The 16839-nt window shown below is 64.7% G+C and carries 10 protein-coding genes; 8 read left to right on the forward strand and 2 right to left on the reverse strand.

The features are described 5' to 3' along the window. Positions 1-216 precede the first annotated feature (216 nt). From recC to ACL0K2_RS15155, 5 genes are all read left to right on the forward strand, one after another. Positions 217-3486 (forward strand): exodeoxyribonuclease V subunit gamma, encoded by a 3270-nt coding sequence (gene recC / locus ACL0K2_RS15135; protein WP_413044479.1) that lies wholly within the window; start codon positions 217-219, stop codon positions 3484-3486. Beyond that, positions 3483-7031, forward strand: coding sequence for an exodeoxyribonuclease V subunit beta (recB, locus tag ACL0K2_RS15140; RefSeq protein ID WP_045164065.1), 3549 nt, complete (start codon positions 3483-3485; stop codon positions 7029-7031). Before recC ends, recB begins: the two co-directional genes overlap by 4 nt. Positions 7032-7152: 121 nt before the next feature. Continuing rightward, a complete protein-coding gene (gene recD, locus ACL0K2_RS15145) occupies positions 7153-8994 on the forward strand; it encodes an exodeoxyribonuclease V subunit alpha (RefSeq protein ID WP_045164064.1) in 1842 nt (613 codons plus the stop codon). A 126-nt stretch (positions 8995-9120) separates the two neighbouring features. Beyond that, positions 9121-9576, forward strand: a complete 456-nt coding sequence (locus ACL0K2_RS15150) for a hypothetical protein (protein ID WP_045164063.1) — start codon at positions 9121-9123, stop codon at positions 9574-9576. A gap of 84 nt (positions 9577-9660) precedes the next feature. Further along, a complete protein-coding gene (locus tag ACL0K2_RS15155) occupies positions 9661-10428 on the forward strand; it encodes a substrate-binding periplasmic protein (RefSeq protein ID WP_045164062.1) in 768 nt (255 codons plus the stop codon). 15 nt (positions 10429-10443) lie between these two features. On the opposite strand, the gene ACL0K2_RS15160 is transcribed toward ACL0K2_RS15155, so the two are convergent. After that, positions 10444-11361, reverse strand: coding sequence for an AEC family transporter (locus tag ACL0K2_RS15160; protein ID WP_413042943.1), 918 nt, complete (start codon positions 11359-11361; stop codon positions 10444-10446). A 162-nt stretch (positions 11362-11523) separates the two neighbouring features. Here ACL0K2_RS15160 and ACL0K2_RS15165 point away from each other — a divergent pair, with 162 nt between their 5' ends. Then, on the forward strand, positions 11524-12723 hold the full coding sequence (locus ACL0K2_RS15165) for a diguanylate cyclase (RefSeq protein WP_045164061.1): 1200 nt from the start codon (positions 11524-11526) through the stop codon (positions 12721-12723). A 12-nt stretch (positions 12724-12735) separates the two neighbouring features. On the opposite strand, the gene ACL0K2_RS15170 is transcribed toward ACL0K2_RS15165, so the two are convergent. Then, positions 12736-13137, reverse strand: coding sequence for an acyl-CoA thioesterase (locus tag ACL0K2_RS15170; protein WP_045164060.1), 402 nt, complete (start codon positions 13135-13137; stop codon positions 12736-12738). A gap of 217 nt (positions 13138-13354) precedes the next feature. Between ACL0K2_RS15170 and ACL0K2_RS15175 the strand changes: the two genes are divergently transcribed. Next, positions 13355-14323 (forward strand): PstS family phosphate ABC transporter substrate-binding protein, encoded by a 969-nt coding sequence (locus tag ACL0K2_RS15175; RefSeq protein WP_045164059.1) that lies wholly within the window; start codon positions 13355-13357, stop codon positions 14321-14323. A 215-nt stretch (positions 14324-14538) separates the two neighbouring features. Beyond that, the gene (locus ACL0K2_RS15180) at positions 14539-16815 is read left to right on the forward strand and encodes an ABC transporter permease subunit (protein ID WP_045164058.1); all 2277 of its coding nucleotides are present in this window, start codon (positions 14539-14541) and stop codon (positions 16813-16815) included. Positions 16816-16839 lie beyond the last annotated feature (24 nt).

A 16839-nucleotide genomic window follows, 5' to 3' on the forward strand; every position in this document is an offset into this window, starting at 1 on the left:
CCTAGCCTGAGGCAGGCGACAGGGTGCAGAGGTGCATGAGGGACTGCCTGCAAGGAAATATCCTATTTGCCGTGAGGGAATTGATATTGATCACAAGGACCGTTGATTACCTGCGAAAGGAGTAGGGAAAAACGTCGCACCGGCCATCTGCGACACCGCCCGCGGCGCGAGCGGAACTTGCTACCCTTGGCCGCTGATTCCGTCGAAGCCGCCGCCATGCTCAGCCTCTACCACGCCCCCGATCTGGAAACCCTCGGCGAACTGGCCACGCGCCTGCTCGCCCAGCCACTCGCCGACCCCTTCGCCCCGGCGCGGGTGGTGGTGCCGAGCCAGGGCATGGGCCGCTGGCTGACGCTGGAGCTGGCGCGCAAGCAGGGCATTGCCATGCAGCTGGAGATGCAACTGCCGGCGAAATTCGTCTGGGACTTGAGCCGCACCGTGTTGGGCAGCCTGCCGGAGCAATCGGCATTCTCCCCCACGACCCTGACCTGGCGCCTCTACGGCTGGCTCTGCGAGCCGGTCAATCTCGAACTCGCGCCGCGCCTGGCGCAGTACCTCGATGGCGGCGACGAACGCCGGCGCCTGTCCCTCGCGGCGAAGATCGCCGACGTCTTCGACCAGTACCTGCTCTATCGCGATGACTGGCTGGCGACCTGGGAACGCGGCGAAACCCTCGACCTCGGCCCCGACGAAGCCTGGCAGGCGCTGCTCTGGCGCGAACTGACCAAGGACGGCCACCCGCACCGCGCGCGCCTGCTCGGCGATCTGCTGCAACGTCTGTACCGCGACGAGCCCTTGCCCGGCCTGCCCGAGCGTCTGCTGGTGTTCGGCATCAGCAGCCTGCCGCCACACCATCTTCGCGTGCTCGACGGCCTGGCGCGGCATATCGACGTGGTGGTCTGCGCGCTCAACCCGAGCCGTGAGGCCTGGGGCGAGATTCGTGACATCCGGGAATTGGCCCGGCAACCGGAGAGCGGAGCAGACGATTGGTATCTGGACGTCGGCCATCCGCTGCTGGCCAGCCTGGGTAAACAGGGCCGCGACTTCTTCGATTCCCTGTTCAGTCTGACTGCCAGCGAAGGCAGCCAGGAGTTCGGCCTGTATTCCGAAGACGAAGACCTGCACGATGACAGCCTGCTGCATGCCTTGCAGAACGACATCCTGCGCCTGCGCACCCGCCTGCCCGATGAGCGGATCACCCTGGCCGAGAACGACCGTTCGCTGGAGGTGCATATCGCCCACTCGCCGCTGCGTGAGGTGGAAATCCTCCACGACCAGCTGCTGGCACGCTTCGCCGCCGACCCGGCGCTGACGCCGGATCAGGTGGTGGTGCTGACCCCCGATATCGAGCGTTACGCGCCCTTCATCGAGGCGGTGTTCGCCCCGCGCGAGGGCAGCCCGCGGATTCCCTACAGCCTGGCCGACCGCAGCCTGCGAGCCGAGATGCCGCTGATCGAGGCCTTCCTCGAATTGCTGATGCTGGCCCAAAGTCGCTTCGCCGCCGAGGAAATCCTCGCTTGGCTGGAGCAGCCGGCGATTGCCCGCCGCGCCGGCATCGAAAGCGAGGACCTGCCGTTGCTACGCGATTGGCTGCGTGAAGCCGGGGTGCGCTGGGGCCGCGACGGTGGCCAGCGCGCTCGCTTGGGCCTGCCGTACGAATCAGCGTTCACCTGGCGCCAAGGGCTGGACCGCCTGCTGCTGGGTTTCGCCGCGCCGCCGCAGCTGGCGGGCGACGACGCGCCGCTGCTCGGTGAACACTGGCCGCTGGATGCCCTGGAAGGCGCTCGTGCGCAGTTGCTGGGACGGGTGGTGGAGTTCGTCGAGCGCCTCGGCATGCTGGCCGATCAGCTGGCCCGGCCGCGTCCGCTGGCCGAATGGGCGGATGATTTACAGGTGCTGATCGACACCCTGTTCGACGAGCGCGAAGCCGGCGATACCTTGCTGCTATTGTCCCAGGCCTGCGCGGCGCTGCGTGACCAGGCCCAGGCCGCCGACCTGACCCGACCCATCGAGCTGGAGCTGGTGCATCAGCAGCTTAGCGCGGCGCTGCAGCAAGGCGGCGGCGCCTCGGGCTTTCTAACCGGTGCGGTGACTTTCTGTACCATGGTGCCGATGCGCAGCCTGCCGTTCCGCGTGGTCTGCCTGCTCGGCCTGGACGATGGCGCCTTTCCACGGCGCACGCCGCCGTCGGGCTTCGACCTGATTGGTCGTCACCCGCGGCGGGGCGATCGCGCCCGACGCCTGGACGACCGCTACCTGCTACTCGAAACGTTGCTCTCGGCGCGTGAGGCGCTGTACCTGTCCTATGTTGGTCGCGACCCGCGTGACAACGCCGTGCTGCCGCCCTCGGTGCTGCTCAGCGAAGTGCTCGAAGCGGTGGACATGACCGCCGTGCTGGCCGACGAATCGCGATCCGCCAGCCAGAAGATCCTGGTCGCCCACCCGTTGCAGCCGTTCTCGCCGCGCAATTTCGGCCACGTGCCCTGCGCCGGTTACTCGCTGCCCTGGTTCCTCGCCGCCCAGCGCCTCGCCGAACCGCCGCAGGCCCAGCCGCAACCGTTCGCCAGCCTGCTCGCCGAACCGGATGAGGCCTGGCTGACTATCGAACCCTCGCAGCTGTTGCAGTGCTTCCGCCACCCGGCGCGCTTCCTGTTGGAGCGGCGCCTGGGTTTGCGTCTGGCCGATGCCCAGGAGTCGCTCGCCAGCGACGAGCCGTTCGACCTGGAAATGCCGGCCTGGAACGGCCTGCGGCGCTTGTCCTTGCAGGCGATGGAACACGGCTGGAGCGATGAGGACGAACGCCGCATGGCTTGCGCGGCAGGCTGGCTGCCGACGGGTGAATTGGGACAGGCGCTGTGGGGCAAGCTGCGCGGGCCGGTGCGTGCCTTTGCGCCCCGGCTGTTCGAGCTGCGTCCGGACGCGGCGCCCGAGCCGCTGGCGGTGGACATCACCCTGGCGGGGGTGCGCGTGCATGGCTGGCTCGACGGCGTTACCCCGGCCGGACTGTTCGGCTGGAAGCTCGGCCGCCTTGGCGAATGGGATCTGCCGCCGTTCTGGCTGCGCCATTTGCTGCTCAATCTATCAGCCACGCCCGGCATCGAGCGCAACAGTCTTATGCTATCGCCCGCTGGTGACTGGCAACTCGGGCCGCTGGCCAATGCGGCCGAGCTGCTGGAGCCCTGGCTGGCGGCCTATCGTTGCGCGATCCGCGAGCCGCTGCCATTGCTGCCGCGCAGCAGCCATGCCTTCGCCAGGGGCTACCGCAAACCGAGCCGCGGCAGCGAGCCGCTGGATTGCGCCCGCAAACGCGCCCGCGAAGCCTGGCTGGGTGCGGAGTTCAGCCCCATCGCCGCCGAAGCTGAAGACCCCTGGAATGCGTTGGCCTTTCGGGACCGCGACCCGCTGGACGAACGCTTCGAGGTGCTGGCCGAACAGCTGATCGGTCCCGCGCTGGATGCTCTGGCTGAAGAAGAGGAGGAAGCATGAAACTCGACCTGCTCGATTCGCCCTTCGACGGTCGCTCGCTGATCGAGGCCAGCGCCGGCACCGGCAAGACCTGGACCCTTACCGCGCTCTATGCCCGCCTGCTGCTGGAGGGGCAGCTGTCGGTGGGGCAGATCCTCGTCGTGACCTACACCACTGCCGCCACCGCCGAGCTGCGTGAACGCATCCGCGCGCGCCTGGCCGATCTCTTGGCGGTATATGACGGCACGCCGAGCGATGACGACTTTCTCAATCGGCTCCATGCACGCTACCCGGACGAAGCCTCGCGGCGGCGCCTGCTGCTGGCGGTGCACGGCTTCGACGAGGCGGCGATTTTCACCATCCACGGCTTCTGCCAGCGCGCCCTTCAGGACGCGGCCTTCGAGGCCGGTGGCGATTTCGACAGCGAGCTGACCGCCGATGACCGCGAGATCATCGATGCGCTGCTCGCCGACGCCTGGCGCAGCGAGTTGGCCGATGCCGATCCGGCCTGGGCGCGTTTCCTGGCCAAGAGCCGCATCACGCCGCTGTGGTTGCGCCAACGGCTGCGCAGTCATCTGGGCAAGCCCTATCTGCGGGTCGAGCCGCAGGGCGCGCCGATTAACGCCGATCTGCGTCCTGTCGAAGCCGCCTGGCAGCGCGCCGCAGCGCTGTGGCAAGAAGCGGGCACCGCCTGGATCGCCGAGCTGCTGGCCCATGGCGGGCTCAGCCAGAGCACGCACAAAAGCATCAAGTTTGCGCCTTGGCAAGCAGAGCTGGACGCCTATTTCGCCGATCCGGCAGTGATGTTCGACCTGCCCGAGGGCGCCGCCAAATTCGGCGTCCGCGCACTGAGCAAGGCCTGCAAGAAGGGCCATGATGCGCCCGTCTGCGAATTGGCCCATGCGCTGGACGAACTGGTTGATCAAGTTGCCGAGGCGCTGCCAGCGGGTAAGCAGCGGTTGATCGCGCTGCAGGTCGCGCTGCTGGAACGACTTAACCGCGAGCTGCCCGAACGCAAGGCGGCGCAGCGGCTGCTGGCCTTCGACGATCTGCTCAATCGTCTGGATCAGGCACTGCAAGGCCCGGTCGGTGAGGACCTGGCGGCCTCGTTGCGCGCCACCTACCCGTTGGCGCTGATCGACGAATTCCAGGACACCGACCCGATCCAGTACGCCATCTTCAATCGCATCTATGCCAAGGCCAGCGAGGCGTCGTTGTGTTTCGTCGGCGACCCCAAGCAGGCGATCTATGCGTTCCGCGGCGCGGACCTGGCGACCTACATGACGGCCAAGCAGCAAGCCGATCGCCAGCCCTTCAACCTGCCCACCAACTACCGCTCGACGCCGGAGCTGATTGCCGCGCTGAATCGGTTGTTCGACCATCCGCAGCCGTTCGCTCAACGCGATCTCCAATACCCACCGGTGGGTGCCGCCGAAAGGCCGCGTGCCAGCTTGCGTCTGGTGGAGGAGGGCGAGGCGGCGCCGCTGTCGCTGGTCTGGCTCGGCGACGATTCGCTGGGCAAGGGCGAAGCCGCGCAGCTGGCCGCGAGCGACACCGCACGGCGTATCGCCCTGCAACTGGCAGGCGCCGCTGAGGGCCGCGCCGGTTTCGACAAAAACGGCGTGTTCACGCCGTTGAAAGGTGGCGATATTGCTGTGCTGGTGGCCAACCACCGCCAGGCCGGGATGATCGCCGATGAGCTGGCCGCGCGCGGCGTGCCCAGTGTGCGCCGTGGGCGTGACAGTGTCTGGCGTAGCGAAGAGGCGGGTGAGCTGGCCGCGGTGCTCGCCGCGTACGCCGAGCCCGGGCGCGAAGGGCTGCTGCGCTATGCCCTGGCCACGCGCCTGTTGGGGCGCAGCGCGGCCGATCTCGCCCGTTGCCAAGATGATCAGCAGCAGTGGGATGCCGAACGCGAAGCCGCCGAGCGCTATCACCAGCTCTGGCAGCAACAGGGCTTCATGCGCGTATTCCGTGCTTGGCTCGACGAGCAAGCGGTGGCCGAACGGCTGCTGAGGCGGGTCGATGGTGAACGCCGGCTGACCAACCTCCTGCACCTCGGCGAACTGTTGCAGGCCGAAAGCCTGCTGCGGCCAGGGCTGGAACCGCTGCTCGCCTGGTTCAATGCCCAGCGCGGTAGCGAAGGCGTCGGTGAGGAAGCCTTGCTGCGCCTGGAAAGCGATGCCGAGCGGGTGCAGATCGTCACCATCCACACCAGCAAGGGCCTGGAATACCCGCTGGTGTTCTGCCCGTTCCTCTGGGACGGCAAGCTGCTCGGCAAGAACCGCGACAGCGCCCGCTGCCACGATGGCAGCGGCCAGCCCTTGTTGGATCTGGGCAGTGACGAACTGGACGAAAACCTCGAACGTGCCCGCCAGGAGGTCTTCGCCGAGCAGTTGCGCCTGGCCTACGTCGCCCTGACCCGCGCCCGCGACAGGCTCTGGTTGCACTGGGGCCCGGTGTGTCTGTGCAAGCCGAAGAAGGACGGCAGCCTGGCCGATGAAGGCCTGCACAGCAGCGCCCTGGCCTGGCTCCTTCACGGCCGCGACCTCCCTGGCGAGCAACCGCTGAGCGAACTGGGCCAGCATCTGGCCGAGCTCGATGGCGGCGGCCTGCGTTTGGCCATCGAGCGGCTGGTCCAGCAGAGCGATGGTCATCTGGCCTGCCTGTCGCTTGAACCGCGTGAAGCCAGTGCCCAAGGGTCCGGTCGTGCGGCGGCGCCTGAGCAGCTGTCGCAGCTCAATCGTAGCCTGCACAGCGCCTGGCGAATCGGCAGCTTCTCCGGCCTGGCCGCCGGAATGCATATGGAAGCGCCGGACCGCGACGCCCTGGCCATCCCCGATGCCGGTGAGCCGGGCAATGGCTTCTTCGCCTTCCCCCGCGGCGCCCGTGCTGGGACCTGCCTGCACGCCATCCTTGAAGATTGGGCGCGCGGAAAAGGCGAGCTGCCGGAGCTGGTCGAACCCGCGTTGCAGGCCTATGGCCTGCCGCTGGATTGGAAGGAGATTGCCACGGCGCATCTGCAAAAGGTGCTCGAGACCGACATGGATGGTGCCGGCCTGACACTCGCCGCGTTGCAATCGGCCAGACGCCTGCCGGAACTGGGCTTCACCTTCCCGGTACTGGACCTGGATGTGGCACGGTTGCGCAGCCTATTGGTCGACCCGTCCAACGGCCTTGCCGAACCGTTGCGCGATGCGGCCGTGCGGCTGGAGTTCGACAGCCTCAAGGGCTTTCTCAAGGGCTTTATCGACCTGACCTTCGAGCACGACGGCCGCTGGTACATCGCCGACTACAAATCCAACTGGCTCGGCCCGGACGCCAGCTACTACGGTGGTGAGCGCCTGCTGCAGGCCCTGGCCGGCGAGCACTACTACCTGCAATACCTGATCTACCTAGTTGCTTTGCGCCGCTTCCTGCGCCAGCGCCTGGCCGATTTTCAAGACGAGCAGCTGGGCGGGGCCTTCTACCTGTTCCTGCGCGGGATGCCCGAGGCGGGCGTTTATTTCGCAAGACCCGATGACGCGTTGCTCGATGCGCTGGATCGCTTGTTCGAGGACGGGCGATGAGTGCCCATTCGCGGTCGAGACCGCTCCCACGGCTGGCGGGGCGGGCAGGCCTTTGTGGGAGCGGTCTTGACCGCGAATCGGCCTGCACGGCCCTTTGGTCATTATTTTTTAGGAGCGTCCGATGACCTTCGCTGATCTGCCGCTTGGCCCGCTGGAGCGTGCGTTCGTTGCGAGCTTGCAGCGCCTCGAGCCGCAGACGCCAGATGAGGTGCTGGTCGCCGCGGCACTGTGCTGTGAGGCGCTGGCCAATGGCGATGTCTGCCTGCTGCTTGAACGGCTGGCGGGTAAACGCCCATGGCCGGATCAGGATTTAATCCTGCCGCCGCTTTCGACCTGGCAAGCGCAGCTGGAGGCCTCCTCGCTGATCGGCGCTCCGGGCGACTACGCGCCGCTCACCCTGGCCGGCAACCGGCTCTATCTGTCCCGCTATCAGGCATACGAACAGCAACTGGCCGAACAGCTGCTGACCCGCGCCGCAGACGCACCGGATGTCGATGAAGCGCGGCTGAGCGACAGTCTGGCGCGCTTGTTCGCCTTCAATCAGCAGAGCCCCGATTGGCAGCGTCTGGCCGCGGCGCAGGCGGTGCGCCGGCGCCTGGCGGTGATCTCCGGCGGCCCCGGAACCGGAAAGACCACCACCGTTGTGCGGCTCCTGGCGGCACTGCTGGAACAGCCCGACGGCGAACGTCTAGCCATCGGCCTCGCCGCACCCACCGGCAAGGCCGCCGCGCGCATGGCCGAAGCGATCCGCAACGCCAAGGCCGATCTGCCGGTCAGTGATGTCGTCAAAGAAGCCCTGCCGGACGAGGCGCGTACGCTGCATCGTCTGCTCGGCAGCCGCGGCGATAGCCCCAAGGTGCGGCATGACGCAGCCAACCCGCTGGCGCTGGACGTGCTGGTGGTGGACGAGGCGTCCATGGTTGATCTGGCGCTGATGGCCAAGCTGGTCGCCGCGCTGCCGCCCAAGGCACGGCTGATTCTGCTCGGCGACAAGGACCAATTGGCCGCCGTGGAAGCCGGTGCGGTGTTCGCCGAACTCTGTGAAGGGCGCGGTTTCGATGCCCAAGCCGCCGACGATCTGCAACGCATTACCGGGCAGAACGTCCCCATCGAGACGCCGTGCTCGCGCCTTGGCGATGCGGTGGTCCTGCTGACCCACAGCCATCGTTTCTCCGGCGACAGCGGGATCGGTGAGCTGGCGCGGCGAATCAATGGCGGTGATGCGAAAGGCACTGTCGCGCTGTTGCAGGAGGGCCGCGTCGATCTGGCCTGGAATGCAACGCCAAGCTCGGGCGCCCTGGTCGAGCGACTCGAACAAGGTTATTCACCTTACCTACAGACCGCACGGCAGGCAGACCCAGCAGCGGCCTTCGAGGCCTTCAACGGCTTTCGTGCCCTGACCGCTCAGCGCGAAGGCGCCTTTGGCGTGACCGGTATCAACGAGGCGTTGGAGACGCGCTTCAAGCGTCGCCTCGGTGTGCCGGCGCGCGAACGCTGGTATCCCGGCCGCGCGGTGATGGTCCGGCAGAACGACTACGCGCTGGGCCTGTTCAACGGCGATATCGGCCTGTGTCTGAAAACCGAGCAGGGGCTGCGGGTGTTCTTCGAAGGCGACGAGGGTTATCGCGCCTTCGCTCCGGCAAGGCTGCCAAGTCACGATAGCGCCTTCGCCATGACCGTGCATAAGAGTCAGGGCTCGGAGTTCACAGAAGTGCTGTTGGCCCTGCCCGAGCAACCCAGCCCACTGCTGACACGCTCGTTGTTTTACACCGGGATCACCCGCGCCAAGCGCAAGGTGGAAATCTGGGCGTTGCCGGCACGTCTGACAGAAGCGGTCAGCACCCGCGCCGAGCGCGCTGCTGGGCTGGCCAGCCGGTTGCTGCAACAGGGGACGGCTGATGCGGCTGCGCCGCGCCAGCCACCGATGCCTGAGCCGCCTGGCGACCAGCTCAGCCTGTTCTGAACGGTATCGCAGCAAGAAGCCGGCATGAGCGCCGTTCATGCCGTTGGTTCGTGAAGTGGTTGCGCGTATCGGCGGCTGAATTCTGTTTCGATGAGCCCCTTGCGAACATCGGACACCGTACGCGCAATGAAAATTTTCTTCTTTCTGCTCTGGGGCCTGCTGAGCATGTCGCTCGGCGGCACCGTGTTGCACCGGCTCTGGCTGGAGCCGACCGTTGGCAGCGCTTTTGCGTTGTTTCTGATCGGCTACTACAGCCTGTGCTTCTTCCAACTGATCCGCGCCGCTTACCGGCCCTGGGGACTGTTCGGGCCGCGACGACGCAGTGGCTACTGGCTGTGTCTGGTTCTGCTGCCTTTAGCGCTATTGCCGCTGAGCGCGGCCTACGAGGTATGGGAAGAAGGCGGTTATCGGGTCGACGTGGATGCTCAGAGCACGCGGCTCGGCCTGTTGGTGTTCCGCCAGTTGCTCATCTGGCTGCAGGACTTGGTTGGCTACCTCGGACCGATGCTGGTTCTGGTCGCTGTCGGGCTTGGTCTGGCTGCGCTGCTGTTGCGCCTGTCTCGTGATCAGGTGGTCCGCTAGACGATTGTTCCGGTGCGCCGCGGTTGCGACAGCGGCATTGGGATAGGGTGCGTTCTGGTCATCCGATGACGTTGGGATTTTGCAATGAAGGAACATTGGAGCAGAGGATTGCTATTGAGCCTGGCGGTCAGCCTGGGCGCCCATGCTGCAGAGGTGCGTCTGGTCACCGGCGATGATTACGGCCCACTCACCGGCAGATCGCTGGCGGGCGCCGGCATGCTATCGGAGGTCGTTCAGGCGGCCTTCGCGCTGGACGGTATAACCTCTTCGCTCGCCTGGCAGCCGTGGAACCGGGGCTATCTGATGGCCCAGCGGGGCGAATACGACGCAACCTTTCCATATATCCGCACCGAGCAGCGGGAACGGGATTTCCTCTACTCGGCTCCTTTGTACGTATCGGAGCAGCACCTGTTCAGCCGAGCGGGCGATTCCGTTGAGCTGGAAAATCTGCATCGTCCCGGTGGGTTGCGGCTATGCCTGCCGCTGGGGTGGCAGTTGCCCGCGGCCATTGAGACGCTGGTCCGTCAGGGCGTACTGGAGCGGCACTCGCCGCCAGGCCTGAGTGAGTGCGCCCAATTGCTGCTGCTCGGTCGTGATGATGTATTTCTCGCCGACCTGCATCTGGGCAACTATGCACTGCAAACGACGGCGGCGCCTCGAACAAGCTTTCATGTCTCCGACACGGTTGTCGGTCACCAGACGATGCACCTCATCGTGCCGCGCAACCAGGCGGGCGCTGACCGGTTGATCCAACGGTTCGACCGGGGCCTGGCGGCCCTGCGCGCCAGCGGCGAGTATCGGCGTCTGCTGGAGCGATTGCCTGAGAGCCGCTCCCTGGTCGCTGGTCCCTAGAACTACGGGCTCGATTCAGCTATTCAGTAGCGTCAACACCAGCGGCAGGCTGGCGGCGGCGAGCAACGTCTGCAGGGTGATGATGCCGGCCATCAGGTGGCTATCGCCACCGAGCTGGCGGGTCAGGACATAGGCGGTTGGAGCTGTAGGCAAGGCGAAGAACAGCACCAGAATGGTGGTTTCCATCGTCGGCAGATGAACGATGTGGGCCACGGCAAAGGCCAGCAGCGGCACTGCCAGCAGGCGCAGGGCGCTGTTCCAGCCGAGCGCGGGAATTTCGCCGCCGAGTTCCCGTGGTTTCAGCGCGGCCCCGACACACAGAAGCCCCAGCGGCAGGCTTGCGGCGGCGAGCAGGTTAAGCAGACGATCAGTACCGCCAGGCAAACCCATTCCGGCGAGATTCACCAGAGCGCCGGCCAGGCAGGCGAGAATCAGCGGATTCTTCAGGATCGGCAGTAACAACGAGCGCACGCTGACGCCACGTTCGGCGGTCAACGCCCATACCGACATCACGTTCACGGTGGGCACCATCAAGGCCAGCATCAACGCCGCCAGTGCCAGCCCTTCCTTGCCGAACAGGCTGCCCACCGCAGCCAACCCCAGATAAGTATTGAAGCGCAGCGCGCCTTGGGCGAAGGCACCAAAGCGCGCGGCCGGCCAGCCGCGCACGCGCTTGAGCAGTAGCAGCCCCGCCCATGCCAGGCCCAGGCCCAGCATGACCGCGCCTGCCAGACGCGGTAGCGCCGGGTTGTCCAGCGGCGCGGTAGCTAGACTGCTGAAGAGTAGCGCCGGGAACAGCACGAAGTAGTTGATCCGTTCGGCACCCGGCCAGAAGAACTCGTTGGGAAAGTCTCGCAGTCGCAGGAAATAGCCGGCGATGATCAGGGCAAACAAGGGCCAGAGGGCGAGCAGAAGGGCAGTCACGCGATACATCCAACAATGCAGGTGGTCCGATAGTGGAGCGTAGCGGCGGCGCCGGCAAGTGATGGGCGTGGCAAAGGCCCACGGTAGACGCCTGCGTGCACGTTCATCGGGAAAACGGGCGGCCTGATGTCTAAGTGATATCATCGCTGCGCCAGTACATGAGCGACGCCAATGCAAAGCCTAGAACATCAGTCTGCCGAAGATTTTCGGGATACGCCCTATGGCAGGCAGCTGCTTCAGGGGTTTCGCTTCCTGTTCTTCGTGCCTGAACTGGAACGTGAATTTCGCCGCTACCTGAATCATCAGGCGCGCCTGGCGCAACGGCTAGGTGCTTGCTTGCTGATGTTGGTGGTTGCGGGCTACCTCTATGTCGAACGGCATCTTTTTGCCCAGTCCGATCCGGCCTGGCTGCTCGAGCTCACGCTGCTGCGCCTGCTGGAGATGCTTCCCGGGCTCGGGATTCTGGCCATGTCGCTCTTCCACAAGCGGGTCAGGATCATCGCCAATCGGCTATTTCCAGTGCTGCTGGTACTGGTCGGCATCATCGCTGCGCGCATCGATATCCAGTACGAGATGCTCCAGCCGGAAATGTCGTTCCGCTATGGCGCCGGGCTGTTGATCGTCTGTTCGTTCTTCTTTCTCGGAATCACCTTCTGGCGGGCCTTGATCAGCGCGGCATTGATCGTGCTGATCGACGTGTTGATGGCTGCGATGATTCTTTCGCCCTTCGAGATGAAGGTGCACTGGATTTCGGTCAGCTATTACCTGTTGCTGCTGGTGATCGGGGCGACCAGTCGCTATGTCCATGAATACTCGCAGCGCGAACAATTCCTGGTGCGCAAGCTGCTCGGCTGGGTTGCGCAGCACGACGCACTGACCGGGCTGGCCAACCGTCGCAGCTTCGACACCGCGCTCAACCAGACACTGTTGCAGGCACGGCGTGATCGTCAGCCGCTGGCGCTGCTGCTGCTCGATCTGGATAACTTCAAGGCCTACAACGACAACCTCGGCCATCCGGCCGGCGATGCGCTGATCCGAGACTTCGGTGCCTTGTTGGATGGCTTCTCGCGACGGCCAATGGATCTGGCGGCGCGGGTTGGGGGCGAGGAATTCGCCGTGCTTCTGCTCAATTGCGATGCTGCGTCGGCGCAAGCCATTGCGGGACAGATACTGTCGACGCTCGCCGAACGTGCTATCCCCCATCCCGCATCGGCACAGGGGAATTGCGTCACAACCACCATCGGCGTCGCGATGTGGCAGCCGGGGCAGACCGCCGAACAGCTCTATCAGGCGGCCGATGCCGCACTGTATCGAGCCAAGCAGGCCGGCAAGAATCGCTACGCGTTGAGCCCTGCTCTGTCAGCGGAGTGAGCGCTGCGCCATTCAGCGCCGCGGCGTGACCGGGCGGGTGCGGCCGCTGCCGTCGATGGCGACGAAGACGAATACCGCCTCGGTCACTTTGCGCCACTCACTGGACAGCGGGTCATCGCTCCAGACTTCCACCAGCATGCGAATCGAGCTGCGCCCGATTTCCAACGTCTGGGTATAGAAGGACAGCTGCGCGCCCACGGCCACGGGCACCATGAACGCCATGCGGTCGATGGACACCGTGGCCACGCGGCCGGCTGCCACGCGGCTGGCCATGGCGGTCCCGGCCAGATCCATCTGGGATACCAGCCAACCCCCGAAGATGTCACCGAAGCCATTGGTTTCGCGCGGCAGGGCGGTCAGCTGCAGGGCCAGATCGCCCTGTGGGATTGGGTCTTCCTGTTCGTATTCTTTCATCGGGTTGGACTCGCGGCGCGTTTGTTGTTCTGGCGCGAAATGCCCACGGTAGTGCGGGCCGGGCCGAGTATAGCGGCTGTGCGTGGCCGCAGCGACTGAAGCGAAACAAGTTCCTGGTCGTCACCAGATTGTCATATTCAGTTCATAGAGTGTTCACACGGCCTGCAGACAATGGCCCCCGTTCCAAACACTGACACACCCCTGCTAGGAGCATGGAATGAAACTGAATCGTTTGATGGCGGCCTTGACCTTTGTTGCCGCTGGTGTAGGCGCTGCCAACGCAGTGGCCGCGGTTGATCCGGCACTGCCGGCCTATGAGAAGACCTCCGGCGTTTCCGGCAACCTGTCCAGCGTCGGTTCCGACTCCCTGGCCAACCTGATGACCCTCTGGGCTGAAGACTTCAAGCGCAGCTACCCGAACGTCAACATCCAGATTCAGGCCGCTGGCTCCTCCACCGCACCGCCCGCGCTGACCGAAGGCACGGCCAACCTCGGCCCGATGAGCCGTCCAATGAAGGACAACGAAATCCAGGCCTTCGAAGAGAAGTACGGCTACAAGCCGACTGCAGTGCCGGTCGCTATCGACGCCCTGGCCGTATTCGTCCACAAGGACAACCCGATCAAGAGCCTGGACATCGAGCAGGTCGACGCGATCTTCTCCAGCACCCGTCTGTGCGGTGGCGAGCAGGACATCAAGACCTGGGGTGACGTGGGTCTGACCGGCGAGTGGGCTGGCAAGCCGATCCAGCTGTTCGGCCGTAACTCGGTGTCCGGCACCTACGGTTACTTCAAGGAAGAAGCCCTGTGTAAAGGTGACTTCAAGTCCAACGTGAACGAGCAGCCAGGCTCCGCTTCGGTGGTGCAGTCGATCTCCAGCACTCTGAACGCCATCGGTTACTCGGGCATCGGCTACAAGACTTCCAGCGTCCGTGCTGTACCGCTGTCCAAGGGTGGCGAGGCTTTCGAAGCCAACGAAGAGAACGCTCTGGCTGGCAAGTTCCCGCTGGCTCGCTTCTTCTACGTCTACGTCAACAAGGCGCCGAACAAGCCGCTGAGCCCGATCGACGCCGAGTTCCTCAAGCTTGTGCTGTCGAAGCAGGGGCAGGAAGTTGTGGTCAAGGACGGCTACATCCCGCTGCCGAAGAAAGTGGTCGACAAGACCATGCAAGAGCTGGGTCTGAACTAAGACGTCACGCCAGCCACGCGGCGCTTGCCGCGAGTTGCAGCGACGCCCGCCACGCCCCGCGCGTTGGCGGGCGTCTTCACGTCACCTGGCTGTAATTTTTCTGTCACACAGCTGCATTAAATTAGGCGCCCGACCGGCCATCAAGCCAGGAAACGACTCGCGCCATAGCGGCGTAGCAGTTCAGTTTTAACGGCCTGAGCGGCCAGGACCTTCGCATGAACGATATCGAGACCATGAGCGCGAATTCCGATGTGCAACGGCTGGACTTCAACACCCCTGCGTTGCAACGCAAGCGGCGCGTACGCGCGCTGAAAGACAACCTGGCGCGTTGGTATGTCTCCATAGGCGGGCTCGCCGTGCTCGGCGCGATCTGCCTGATCTTTTTCTATCTTGCTCAAGTTGTTACGCCCATGTTCCAGGGCGCCGAGTTGGACGCACGCGATGCCCAGCAGCCGGCTTGGTTGGCCGATGCCGGCAAGCCGCTGCTGCTGGCCATGGAAGAGCAGAACCAGGTCGCGTTGCGCCTCGGTGACGACGGCGTGGTGCGCTTTTTCAGTGTGAGAACCGGCGAATCCCTGCGCACGGTCGAACTACCGCTGCCGGCCGACAGCCACATCGTATCGGTGGGGGAGGACACGCCCGGCAACCGTCGGATGGTGCTGGGCCTGAGCAACGGCCAGGTGCTGGTGGCCGAACACAATTACAAAGTCAGCTATCCGGAAGGCAAGAAAACCATCACGCCGCAGCTGGACTACCCCTTCGGTAAAGAGCCGCTGAACCTGGACCCGCAAGGACGTCCCATCGAGCACGCGGCCATCAGTCTCAACGGCTCGACCCTGATGGTCGCCGGCGCAACAGACGGCGCGCTGCATGCGTTGAAAATAGCCTCCAGCGAAAACTTGATGACCGGCGAAATCAGCCTGGAAGAGGAGCGGATGGCGCTTCCTCAGCTGTCGGAGCCGATCAAAGCCCTGCGCATCGACCCACGCCATATGTGGCTGTTCGCGGTGAGTGGCCGTTCCAGCGTCGACGTATTCGACCTGCGTCGCAAGCAGCTCAACGGTCGCTACAAGCTGCTCGCGGGCAAAGGCGAAATTACCACCGTGGCTTCATTGCTCGGTGGCATCTCGCTGATGGTCGGCGATTCGGTCGGTGGCGTTGGCCAGTGGTTCATGGTTCGGGGTAACGATGGTCAAGCCGAGCTGAAGAATGTGCGCAACTTTCAGCTGGACGGCCAGCCGATCACCCAGATTCTTCCCGAAGAGCGTCGCAAGGGCTTTCTTGCGCTCGATAGCGCCGGCACCTTGGGCATCTTCCACAGCACTGCCCATCGTACCCTGCTGACCGAACAGGTCACTGACGGCGCCGCTGTCGCCGCCATGTCCCCCCGTGCGACCCGCCTGTTGGTGGAGTCAGGTGATCAGCTGCAGCGTTTTGTCATCGACAATCCGCATCCGGAGATCTCTTGGAGCGCGCTGTGGGGCAAGGTCTGGTACGAAAGCTACCCCGAGCCTGATTACGTCTGGCAGTCGACTTCTGCGACTGGTGACTTCGAGCCCAAGTTGAGCCTTTCGCCACTGGCGTTCGGTACCCTCAAGGCGGCCTTCTACGCGATGTTGTTGGCAGCCCCGCTGGCTATCTGCGCCGCGTTTTACACGGCCTACTTCATGGCGCCCACGCTGCGCCGCAAGGTCAAGCCGGTTATCGAGCTGATGGAAGCCTTGCCAACGGTGATCCTCGGCTTCTTTGCTGGCCTGTTCCTGGCGCCCTATCTGGAAAACCACCTACCCGGCATTTTCAGTCTCTTGTTGCTGATGCCCGTCGGCATCCTGCTGGCCAGCTGGATTTGGAGCCGGATGCCCGAAGGCTTGCGCCTGAGCGTTCCGGATGGCTGGGAAGCGGTACTGCTGATCCCGGTGATCCTGTTCGTGGGCTGGGGCTCGCTGGCGGTCAGTGGTTACCTGGAGAACTGGTTCTTCGGCGGCGACATGCGCCTGTGGCTGTCCAACGAGATGGGCATTCCCTTCGATCAGCGCAACGCTCTGGTGATCGGGCTGGCCATGGGCTTCGCGGTGATCCCGACGATCTACTCGATCGCCGAGGACGCCGTATTCAGCGTGCCGCGCAGCCTGACGCTGGGCTCACTGGCGCTCGGTGCAACCCCTTGGCAGACATTGATCCGCGTGGTGCTGCTCACCGCCAGTCCAGGCATTTTCTCTGCGCTGATGATCGGCATGGGCCGCGCCGTGGGCGAGACCATGATCGTGCTGATGGCCACCGGCAACACGCCCATCATGGAAGCGAACATCTTCGAAGGCATGCGCACGCTGGCGGCCAACGTGGCGGTGGAAATGCCCGAGTCGGAAGTGGGCAGTACCCACTACCGCGTACTGTTCCTCGCGGCGATGGTGCTGCTGATGTTCACGTTCGTGATGAACACCCTGGCCGAGGTGATCCGCCAGCGCCTGCGTCGTAAATACGCCAGCCTGTAACACGAACCACGCCTTCGGGCACCG

The organism is Pseudomonas sp. YJ42, assembly GCF_047225135.1.
In the GTDB taxonomy this organism is placed as follows: domain Bacteria; phylum Pseudomonadota; class Gammaproteobacteria; order Pseudomonadales; family Pseudomonadaceae; genus Stutzerimonas; species Stutzerimonas stutzeri_E.